Genomic DNA, 12,054 nt, shown 5'->3' with positions numbered 1-12,054 from the left:
GATTCAAGCTGAATTGACAATTCTTAAATGATGCAGCTTATCCATCCGTACTATTTCATGACATTATTACATCGACATGACCGTCATTTAAGACACTGACATTTACTTCACAGCGCTGCACACTAGTCTGATATAAAAAGAAAAGAAATGGACGCACTGTGAAATTATTATCCACCAATACTTGTTTTGTCCCAACTGATCTGGCTTCGGTCACACGCAGTCAGGATGAAGTCAGCCCTGAACTAGGGGGCATGACTGAGCCACAATTGCAAAAAATCTGGAAAAGCGTAGAAGGTGCTTACAAAACTGGGAATTATCCATTCATCAGTTTTTGTTTACGTCGTCAAGGAAAAGTTTTACTTAATCGTAGTCTAGGCTATGCATCGGGTAATTCAACACAAGGTCTAAGCCCTGCGGCAAAAATAGGTGCGCCAGATACTCCTGTTTGTTTGTTTTCTGCTTCAAAAATGGTAACTGCCATGTTAATTCATATGTTGGATGAACAGGGCGAAATCAATTTACTTGATCCCATTAGTTACTATATTCCTGAATATGCAGCCTATGGTAAGCGCCGTACTACCATATTTCACCTACTTTCACACCGTGGAGGTATTCCAAAAATCGATGGTGAAGTCACGCCTGAATTATTGTTTGATAAAAATGAAATTTTAAATCGGCTTTATGCAGCGAAACCCATCTCAGTATCTGGTTCACGACTGGCCTATCATGCCGTGACTGCTGGTTATATTTTAGGTGAATTGATTGAACGTGTTACTGGTCAGGATCTGCGCACATTCCTGCATGAAACCATTGAAAAACCAATGAATATGCCATATTTCAATTATGGTTTGAAACCAGAATATCGAGAGCAGGTCGCCCTAAATTACCCAACGGGTTTACATCCTCGTTTGGGCACTGATCATTATCTGAATCACGTTCTCGGTGGCGGGTTACAATTAGCAGTCGATGTCACCAATGACACCCGTTTTATGGATACAATTTGTCCTGCTGGTAATATTTACACCTCTGCGGAACAAGCAAGTCGCTTTTCTGAAATGTTGCTGAGCGGTGGGCAATATAATGGTCAACGGATTATGAGTTCACGTACAGTATTTCGTGCCACCTTGCCTACCTCGGTGACCAGTTTAGATCGAACCTTACTTGCCCCGATGCGTTACGCACTGGGTCCAATGCTGGGAAGTAATCCGGTGGGTTTATTTGGCCCTCAAACTGGGCAAGCCTTTGGACATATCGGATTCTCTAATATTTTGTGTTGGGCGGATCCACAACGTGACATTAGCGTGGCATTTTTAACGACAGGAAAATCCGTGATTGGTACACATCTACCTGCGCTTGGAAATGTGCTCTATCAAATCTCCAAGCAATGTCCTCGAATTCCGAAACAGTCACGTCGTTCACTTTTTGGTTCAGATCAGGCTGAAAATGAATGGGTACAAACAATATAAACAAAAAGAAGCCCAAGCATAACTTGGGCTCTTTTGCGCTGTATTTTTATTTTGGGTCATTATTGTTTTATTTTATTGTTGTATAAAGGTTTATCCACCCTTTTCTACATTATAGAGGCAAGATATACATCTATAATGAGTTCTTACCCTTGCCATTCTGCCACAAGTAATTATGTAGAAAAGTAGTATTTTTCGTATCGATATGTAAGTTAAAACCTACATATTCATTAGTTCATTGATATTTAATCGATTATTTTAAATTTAGTTTATATTTTTTACTTTTTGGTTAAATTCTAAACGTATTAAAATAACTTAATAACAATAAAAAAGCCCTGTAGTCTCTCCCAAAACTACAAGGCTTAGCGGCTGTAAATTTCCTCGCTTATCACTTACTTCACTGTAAGTTCGCTGTTTTTCAACTTTATCGTTATTGTTTTGCGATTTCCTCAGCATTCCTTACTGAGCTTTTTGTGCATGACTATGATCTCAAAAAAAAGTTATTTACTCTATGAGCAAATTTCTCGAATCTTTGTAAGCATTTTCGTACAGATCTGTCTACTGCACAAGTCAACTTAACAAACCAATTTTTTTATTAATTTTTCTAACCAATCCACTTTTTCGTGTCGTTTGAACCGTTAAAGCTTGAGCCAATGCACCGCGATCAACTAACAAGCTGATCACCTTTTTCGCTCGGGTAATCGCTGTATAAATCAGTTCTTGGCTGAGCAATTTTTCCGCAGAATGGTCAAATACCACAGCAGTATGCGCAAATTCTGAACCTTGTGATTTATGGATGGTTAAGGCAAATGCCGTCTGAATATTTTTGGGTAAACGATGTGCAGCAACCCATTTATTCAGACTCGGAAAATAAACCTCATACAGTTCAGGTTGTATACGATGTCGGAAACATAAGCCGATATCTCCATTGGAGATACCGAGTTGATAGTCGTTATATGTCATCATGACTGGGCGCCCAACATACCACCCGCCCACAGGTAGGACGGATAAATGTTCGGTTAGCCATTGTTCGGCATAACGATTCATCTGTTCAAGACCAAAATTGCCAAACCGAATAGCCACCAAAATACGATATTGATCAAATGCCTGAATCACAGCTTCTATATTTTCCTGAGCATAGTCCATCTGTTGATAGGCTTTGAGCTGTTCTAGGAACGGGCGAAATCCCAACATCAATCTTTCATAATAAGAGATAACGTCAGTTACGGCTTCAGGTATGTATTCAAGCTGTACCACATCGCTCATAGAAGATGTCAGTTCAATGTTCTGTAAGGGAGCAGATACAACGATCTCTTGTTCAAACTGTTGTAAAACCTGTGCTGCTGGTAATTCATTATCTACAGATTGAATAAAACGTGCCAATTGTCCAATTTTGGCATCCGCACTAAAACGACGGCTATTCTGCAAGTTAATCCGATGCTTGGCAAGTTCAGGGATCAGCTGTAAATCAGCCAGAACTGAACCTACATCAACTGAGGCTAACTGTTTTGCATCTCCTAATAAGATCACTCTGCAATGCAGTGGAATCGCTTCTAGTAATAAAGTGGCCAGATTTAAATCCAACATAGAAGCTTCATCGATCACAATCACATCATACGGTAAAGGCTGTCGACTATGAAATCGCGGAACCTGACGATTTCCCACGCCCAATAATCGATGTAGGGTTTGTGTACTTTGCTGCTTCAAGCTTGCCGTCACTAATCCTGAAGCTACAAGCTTTTCATCATTAAAAGAGGCTTGTAAAGCCTCCTGCATCCGCTGGGCAGCCTTACCTGTCGGTGCGGCCATCGCAATCCGAATGTCTGGAATCGCTTGATTAAGAACTGCAATAATTCGTGCCAGCGTATAGGTTTTTCCCGTACCTGGCCCACCCGTAATAATATTCAAAGTTTGGCTAGCCACCATTGCCAAGGCTGCCTGCTGATAGGGATCGGTTAATAAATCCTGATAAGCTTCAATCGCAACCGCCTCAATAAACTGTTTACTTAAGCGTGCGATCTGGTTAGACAGGCGGTGTTCAAGTGACCAATAACGATATAGAGCCAATAATTCGCCATCATAAATCATGGGGGCAATCTGTGTTTCAGCCTGCTGTTCATGGAGGATAAAATCCCCCATTTCTGAAAGCATTGCTGAAGAAATCGCCAAACCGCTATCGCCTTGTAAACTCGCTTCAATTAATGCTTGCAACAGCGCCGCAATTTGGGCAGAATTGCGCTCCCTGAGATTGAATGGTGCTTGAGTCAGATATTCACTCCAGTCTTTAAGCCATGTTAATTCTGCATTTTCAGCGAGCTTTTGCTTTTCCACACGGTTATCCTCAAGTTTTTCCACAAGCTTATTAACACATTTATCCACAAATTAAGCATTTGATTATTATTGCTTTATATAAATTATCCGCATTCCTTGACCTCATTTATCCTCAGCAAAGTAGCCCAAAATAGCATCTAACCGCAAAATAAACTCTATTTCAGGTTTCCAGTAATAATAACCTTGCTGGGTCTGCCCATTCATTCCTCGTAAATACAGATAAGTTGCCCCGCCCAAATGCTGTTCAATCTGATAATTTTGCAATTTCACTTTTAAATACCGATGTAAAGCAACCAGATATAACGCGGCCTGTAACCAATAGCTAGATTGACACATATTTTGCTGGATTGACTCGGGCTGATAATCATTAAAATCATGTCCGAGATAGTTACTTTTATAATCAGCGATATGAAAGCGTGAACCATCAAAATACATCAAATCAATTGAACCATTTAAATAACGGGCAGAATAAGCATCTAGAAAGTCCGGCATTTCGATCTGATATTCTGAAAATAGTTGCTGGATCCGGCGCATTGCGAGCACTCGGTCAGACAAAGCCAGATAAAACGGACATTCAGACAAAAATTGACCTGCCTGCAATTGTTGCAACTGGAAACCCTGATGTAAGGGGGTCACTAAAACTTGCTTAAACCAGTCGGCTAACCATTGATAAAGTAAGCTTTCATCCTGTTTTTGTTCTGGAAAATCCTGCTGATAAATTGTATAAAGCTGCTCCCATAAACTGCCATAATCATTTTTGAAACGACGCCGAATTTCAGCGATCCACTCGCTTTGATCCTGAAAATTTAAATGTTCAAAAATTTCATGTAAAAAATTACCCGCCAATGTGCCCTTAGGGAAGTTTTGCTGAATCCAAAAAAGCGGCTGTGTCGAACTAGAAATCTCAAATCTCAATTGATCCTGTTCATCTTCTGCTTGCTCAAATGTTTGCTCCAGTGCAGCCAATGCATCACTGGCAACCTGACGAGGCTTTAAATGATGTGCCAGATAACTAAAACTAGTTTTGCCACGCGGATAAAACCGTTGCGTTGGCAAAGGTTGTGCAGATAAGTTCCAACTTTGACTGTTTTGCGTTGATTGAAAAGGGGGCGGGCATTGCGTTAGCTCACCTTCTTCAGCACTATAATGATGTTGAAACACACCACTTTGATACCTCCAAAACGCCAATGCATCCCGTGATTTTTGTTGTTGATCCTGCATCATGGCATAAACTCGATGGCTGGCACGGGTGAGTGCTACATACCACAATCGGTTTTGTTCAGCCTTGCTACGTTGATCATTCTGCTCAAGTGCTTCTGGACTTAAACGTGTTTTATCCTTAATTGCGATGACCCGTTCAATTTTGCTTTGGCCATTTTCAGGATGAATCACTTCTTTTGTTGAAAAATTTAATGCTGTATTTTGATCTTTAAAAGGCTTATCAGCACCCAATAAAAATACGACTTTAAACTCCAGTCCCTTGGACTGGTGAATAGTCATCAGTTGAATGCCTGCGTCACTGGAAAGTTTACGTTCCATCTCCCAATCACGCTGGCTCGGCGATTGAAGTTGTTTTAAATACCAGTGATATAGGTTTTGTGCACCCTGATAATGCTCACTGTGTTGACTTAAAATTTCGCTTAGATGACGCAGATTGACGACATTGCGTTCATTGTCTTTACTGTGTTGTGCGACTAAATTTTGCCAGACATTAAACTGACTCATACATGCTTGCCATGCGGCTAAAAAGCCCTGTTGCAACCAAAGTTCACGTACATGATCAAACTCAGTGATATAACGACTCAAACCTTCGACAGTTTGCTCAAGTTCGATCAATTGTTTAAGATTTAGTCCGATCAGACGACTTAATAGAGCACGTTTTATTTTTGCTTCATCAAAAGGATGTAGAACTGCGGTGAGTAAAGCCGCTACATCTTGCGCGAGCGGATGGTCAAATACACTCGAACGTGACGGGCGATTGACCCGAATTCCCAAATATTCCAGTGCAGACTGTACCGCATCCAGCCCCGCATGGTTTTTGGAAAGCACCGCAATATCATCTTCAATGAATCGCTGCGGCTGTTCTGCATGTAAATATAGCTCACCTAACTGAGATTGATTCAGTAAGGCTCTAATTTTCCAAGCCACTTGCTCGGCTTCTTTGGTTTTATCTTGCAGCAGGATCCAACGTAAAGGTGCAGCATTGGACTGTCCTTGATCAATTAAGGCAGGATGCATCCGTGAACCTGCCTGAATCGGATCATAAATCACATGTTCCCCAAAGTCAGACTGCTGCTGAAACAGATGGTCGACCACCTCCACTAGTTCCTTGACCGAGCGATGATTGAAACCCAGCTTATATTCGCGTCCCTGTTTAGCTTTAATATCTTGATAAGCATTTAAAAACGTCAGCATATCGCCACCGCGAAAACCATAAATTGCCTGTTTACGGTCACCGACCATAATCATGCATCCCTTTTGATAACGCTGAGGATGTCGCCAAATGCTGGCTAACATATCATCCTGATCCTGATTGGTATCCTGAAATTCATCAACCAAAATTAGGGGATAGCGCGCTTGTACAAAAATGGCAAATCGCTGTCCGTGTTCACCGTGTAAGGCTTCCGCAAGCGTGCGAATCTGTTGCGAAAAAGTAGTTTCGCCTTTTTGCTGAAGTAATTGTGGCAGCCGCTGTTTAACCTCAAGACAAAGATACGCTTTTAAATGTTGTTGTAATTGCTCAAGTTGCTCCTGAACCATACTCAAATCACGGATGATACTGACTAATTGTTGTATTAAAGCATGCTGATAAAAGCCATCACTGACCTCAGCAGGGCATTTTTTAAAGATTTTAGCTTGTTCAAATTTTTCCAAAAATTTAAACGCTGCTTCGCGCGCATTGGCTAGTGGACGATCATAAATCAATAATCCATTTTCACTACCCAAAACCTGAAAAAGCTGAGGCAAATGAATCTTGAATAATTCATGAAAAGCACCATTACGAAATGAAGTGCCATTGATGAAGCCAGAATATTCACCATTTAAATCATAATACGCTTCGAGATCATGAAAATTAAACTGTTGGGCAATAGCTTGGTATTGGGTCACAGCAGAAAAATCAACTGAGGTTATGGCAGCTGTCTGAAAATGAGCAGAGCTAAAATTCAGAGAGCTTTCAACTACATCAACAAAAGCGTCAACACTTTTTAACGCGCCCACGTTATATAGGCCATCGATAAGTTGTTGTGGCTGCGCTTGAATCCACTCTCGAAGAACATCGTGAATCAATTGGCGGGTGTAGCGTTTGGCATCATCGGTAATTTGTGCTCGTTCAATCTTGCCACTTTCAAAAGCAAATTCGCGTAATAGTTTTTGACTAAAGCTATCCAGCGTCCCGACAAAAAGTTCATCCAGTTGATCCAGTACCAGTTTTAAACGTTCACAGGCATAGCCAATTCGTGTTGCAAAATGACGCAGCACATGCTGAAGTAAAGGATCATTTTCCTGAGCAGCCTTTTGCAAAATCTCCTGCTCCGTCAAAGAGCGATAACCTTGCAAGATGGTATAAGTATCCTGCACACGCAAACGAATGCGAGTTTTCAACTCTGCTGCTGCAGCACGGGTAAAGGTGGTTGCAATGACCTGATTGGGCAAATATTTTTCCAGAAAAATACGCACCATCAGACTGGACAGAGTATAAGTTTTACCTGTACCAGCCGATGCTTCAATCAAATGCAGCCCTGAAAATTCAATATCAGTAATCGGCTGATAAGACACCGCAGAAAGAGATGACATCAGGGCTTACTCCGTGCGCACATATTGAAAAATTGGGGCATATAAATCATGGGAAAATTTGGTCAGTGCCACATTTAACAAAGCCTGAGCATCTTGTTGTTGTAAAATAAATGACCAATCCTGATGGAACTTGCTGCTTTCATCTTGGGTCACATCAACGGCGCTAAAAGCACCTGTTTGATTCCATGCTTTTAAAATACTTTCCCGATCTTTTTCAACCAGTGATGTTGCCGTCTCACTTTCTTCCCAATGATACTGTTTCCCTTTTTCCAAAGGTTGTAACAGCAATGCAGCAGGCAACACTAAAGGTTGCTGTGAAGCATACTGCCATGCAACCAACCACGCATTCAGATATTCTTGCGCCTGCGACGGCTTAAGCCCCTCACAAATCACTGTTTGATCACTAAATACCACAATACGACGTTTGTCCTGCTCATGCCTACCCTGATTTAAATAAGCCAACCAGATTAGATATTCCAGCCAGACTTTGGCAATACGTTTTGCGCGGGCACTCGATGCTTGTAGACTCACCCAATCCTGTACATTCTCAGCAGGAATTTGAATATTCATATGCAACTGTGAGGACAGCCGCCATGTTCGATAGGTAGTCGGCGTTTCCGACATGGCGTATTGCTGCAAGCGCTCTTGTAAACACTCCTGCTCAAACACACTTTGTTGCCATGCACTGTATTTAATTTTACTGACAGGCAATTGATCCAGTAATAGATCAGCAGGTGCATCCACTGGATGTTGATGTAAAAATTCACGAATGCTATATCGACCTAAGCCATCTAAAAACAAAGGTTCATCCTGATCCAGCAGTCTATGTTCAGTCAGGTTTTCGACACCCAATGTTTTTAAATATAAACGTGCAGGAAAGGTCACATCTGCAATCCATTGCTGGCTATCAAGTAGTTGTAACTCTTGTGACTGGCGTTGATAGTCAATATTCACCCAAGGCTGACGCTGACCCTGAGGTTGCTGAATATGTTGGGCGACCTGATACCAATGATCCTGATAACGTTGCAATGCAGGTTGTTGAGTAAACCCAGAAACATCAAATGGTTGCAAACTATGAATTCGATAAAGAGAAGCCAAATGCGGCGGTATAGAAAGTTGCTCGAGTTGCGTACGTTTACTCCCCTCACGTTTTTCTAACTCAATCTCAGATTTGACAATATAAGCCAAATGCGCTTTTAATTCCTGAACGATACTAGAGGGTTCGCGTACCTCGCCATCATTGACATCAAAACCATTATAAAATAGCCATAAATTGTCTTGCGCCAATAATACTGCATCCAAAAATGCGCCCTGATCATCTTCCAGACGCGAACGATCACCAAGTTGTGGTCGTAGCACGTCCATCAAATCAAACGGCGTATGGCTATCACGGTTTGGAAATTGTCCCTGATCCAGATTCATTAACACAATCAAACGATACGGTAATGGACGTATCTGCCCAATCTGACTAAACGTAATTTGTCCCGTCGGTTCTGCCTGTGCTGTCTGATTTTCTAATGTGAGCTGAATTTCTTCGATAAGATAAGGTAATGGTAAGGCAATTTGACGTAAATGCTGAGTTTCTGCCTCACCATAAAAGCTAGCCAACGTCACCATCCGTTCCTGTTTTTTAATCGCTTCACGCGCAGGTTTCAGTGCTGTCACGCCTGCTTGTTCAAATTCGGTGACATCCGTCATTAAACGTTTTAACCATGCTTCAACTGCCAATTGTTCGCCTTGCTCGTGGGCCACAAGCCAGTAACGACGCTGGTCAAAATGAGCATATATCTGAATCAGTTTACCAATCAGCTCAAAATCATCGGGCTGAACTTGTGCATAACTTAAAACTCCTTCAAATAATACATGATCTGGAATGGCAATACCTAAGGCCAACCGATCTAGTGCAAATTTGAAGCTATAACGATAATCCTGATCGTCTGGTGCCAAACTCTGTTGCAAATGAGCTGTATCAAAGCCTCGTTTAAAACCCGCTGCGGCTAACAATTCCAATAGGCGTGATACTTGGCTGTCATCTAACCCATAACATAATTGCGTTGCATTGAGACTCAACCAATCCGCAAATTCATCATAATTAAAACGACCTTGCAAGAGCTGAATACGCCCTAAAACTGCGCGCCAGGCATTCAATACATCTAGTTGTGCAATGCCCGCAATTTTGACCGGCAAAAACACATGATCATCACTCGCCGTTGTAGGAAAAACACTACGAATCAACGGTTCAAGCTCTTTCAAATTAGGGGTCAACACCAAAATATCACTTGGTCGACGTGGCTGTTCTGCTGTTCCCTGAGCTAACCAATAAATAAGCTGGTCGCGTAATACTTCCAATTGACGCAAACCCGAATGACAAACATGAATTTGTATTGAGTCATCATTTGCATCTATCAAATATTGACCCGCTTTAGGTTCAACCAAATGTAAAATATCGGACTGTACATGTCCTAACAAAGTAGCAGGGAAAGCATCGACAAAAGCATCAACCCAATGCCCTTCTTCACCCGTTGATAAGTTCGAGAGTAACGAAAAATGATCGCGTGCCTGTTTACCCAAACGGGTTAATAAGGGGTGACGTGACTCACGGGCTTCAGCATTAAAATGCAAAGTAAACTGTTGAAAAAACTCAGAAATTTCAACATCACTTGCCTTCGGATTCTTGGCGATAAAACGCTCTTTTACTCCCACATCATAACGCTGTTTCCACAGAGGATCGACGCTATCCGCCCAATATTCCTGAGAAGGATTATAATGAAAAATATAAACATCCAGATATTGCCCCAGACGGCGTAAGAACTGTAATTGGCTGGGTGGCAAATCAAGCAAGGTAAATAATACGACCTGTTGCGGTAATCTTTTTAGAGCGTGGATTTGTGTATGTTCAGTAGCAAATTGCTGCCAGAACAACTCATCAATCTTCTCAATCTCTAAAAAATCCTGATGAAAATGTTCTGTCCATAACCAACGTTGCCAAGCTTCCAGTTCTTCAGCTTGTTTCAATTGAAACAATGAAACCGCTTGATCCTGATTCAAGATCAGTTTTTCAATGTCCAGAGCGCGATTTTCTCCCCACGCACTTAACCAATTATTTGAACAACGACATTCTCCAACACAGTTTTTTTGGCAATGACCACGATATAACATGTAATTGCTAAACAATTGCGAGACTTGTTCTGCAATCCAGTACAACATACTTTGTTTTTTGAGTTGTTTTTCTATATTTTTGCTTAGACGATCGGCACTGTTATAAATTCTGGCAATAATAGAATACAAGGGATGTTCAACCGCCACTTGTATCTGTTCAGATTGAATATATGGATGCAGAGCCTGATAAATTCGCCATTTTAAAATCAGACGTGGAATATTGGCTTTACGTACCTGATCTTTATGTTCACTTAATACCTGTTGGTAGGCATACCATTGAAAACCGCGAATGCGCTGATGAAACTGATAATTGGCATGAATACCCTGAAGCTCTGAAAGCTTCTCAACTAACCATTGCTGCGTAGCCGCATTCGGAACAATAAAATGCTGGGTAGCAAGCACTTGAAAAGGTTGTTCATGGCTGTATTGTGAAGTTTGGGCAAGACCTTGCAATAATACTTCGATACGTTGACTTTGAATGACATGTATTGCCATGTACCCCTTACCTTACTAAGCTATGCTTTTATGCACAAAATCATAAACATTCGTCACTATACATCTAAATATAACTATGTCACGTTTGTGATATGAAATAAAAATGTGAACGTCATTTAAAATACATGCTTGAATGATACGAAAGGAACCGACTTGAGTATAACCCGATGAAAATAGAAAATATCCCTGACTCGATTGATCCAAATTTAAATCTGGAACAAATCCGCACAGAATGTCTGGAAATGGTAAAAAAACGTGCCTATTTTTCCGCTGGCGCCGCTGTGGTTCCTATTCCTTTTTTTGATGTTGTCATTGATATCGGGATTTTGTCTCAACTGATTCCAGACATTAGTGCTCGTTTTGGCTTATCGCCAGATCATATTAGTGTGTATGATCCTGAAACCAAGAGAATTCACTGGAATGAACTACGCAAACGTGGTTTTGAATTTTCAGGTTTGGTCGTAGCGCGAACTGCTGTTAAAAAATCATTAAATGGCATCATTGGCAAAGTTATTACCAAACAAGTCACCAAATTTATTCCACTAGGTGGCCAACTTGTTGCTGCTAGTCTTGGTTACATCGTTATGAAAAAAGTCGCTGAGGCTCATGTACAAGATTGCTATCAACTGGCAAAGCGTATTCAACAAAAGAATGTAAATGCAAGCATTGTCGCTTAAATTAAAATGGATCAAGAGATAAACTGTTCCTGAGCTGCATTCTCTTGGGTGCGTTTATCTCTGTTAGAGTGACTGATAGTTGATGAGATACAATTCATTTAAATTTTAGTACAAATATTTTTTTACTTTTAAGT

General features: G+C 41.1%; 5 protein-coding genes. 2 read left to right on the top strand and 3 right to left on the bottom strand.

Annotation, left to right across the window (positions count from 1 at the left end):
* The first annotated feature begins 158 nt into the window (after positions 1-158).
* Positions 159-1,466, top strand: a complete 1,308-nt coding sequence (locus IAE19_RS01685) for a serine hydrolase domain-containing protein (RefSeq protein WP_200459203.1) — start codon at positions 159-161, stop codon at positions 1,464-1,466.
* 567 nt (positions 1,467-2,033) lie between these two features.
* Here IAE19_RS01685 and recD read toward each other — a convergent pair.
* The 3 genes from recD to IAE19_RS01670 all read right to left on the bottom strand — a co-directional run bounded on the left by recD (position 2,034) and on the right by IAE19_RS01670 (position 11,243).
* Positions 2,034-3,794, bottom strand: coding sequence for an exodeoxyribonuclease V subunit alpha (gene recD, locus IAE19_RS01680; protein WP_200459202.1), 1,761 nt, complete (start codon positions 3,792-3,794; stop codon positions 2,034-2,036).
* Positions 3,795-3,896: 102 nt separating this feature from the next.
* Positions 3,897-7,589: a UvrD-helicase domain-containing protein gene (locus IAE19_RS01675; RefSeq protein ID WP_200459201.1), complete on the bottom strand. Its 3,693-nt coding sequence runs from the start codon at positions 7,587-7,589 to the stop codon at positions 3,897-3,899.
* Positions 7,590-7,595: 6 nt separating this feature from the next.
* Entirely contained in the window at positions 7,596-11,243 is a 3,648-nt protein-coding gene (locus IAE19_RS01670; protein WP_200459200.1) for an exodeoxyribonuclease V subunit gamma, read from the bottom strand.
* A gap of 167 nt (positions 11,244-11,410) precedes the next feature.
* Here IAE19_RS01670 and IAE19_RS01665 point away from each other — a divergent pair, with 167 nt between their 5' ends.
* Entirely contained in the window at positions 11,411-11,920 is a 510-nt protein-coding gene (locus IAE19_RS01665; protein WP_200459199.1) for a hypothetical protein, read from the top strand.
* Positions 11,921-12,054: the final 134 nt, after the last annotated feature.

Origin of the sequence: Acinetobacter sp. S40 (genome assembly GCF_016624705.1) — a bacterium.
Classification (GTDB): Bacteria; Pseudomonadota; Gammaproteobacteria; order Pseudomonadales; family Moraxellaceae; genus Acinetobacter.
This window is presented reverse-complemented; position numbering and strand designations above follow the sequence as displayed.

Bases quoted from the DNA above. Each gene is read 5' to 3' on its own strand.
- IAE19_RS01675 (WP_200459201.1), bottom strand. From the start codon at position 7,589: ATGTCATCTCTTTCTGCGGTGTCTTATCAGCCGATTACTGATATTGAA.
- IAE19_RS01670 (WP_200459200.1), bottom strand. From the start codon at position 11,243: ATGGCAATACATGTCATTCAAAGTCAACGTATCGAAGTATTATTGCAA.
- IAE19_RS01665 (WP_200459199.1), top strand. From the start codon at position 11,411: ATGAAAATAGAAAATATCCCTGACTCGATTGATCCAAATTTAAATCTG.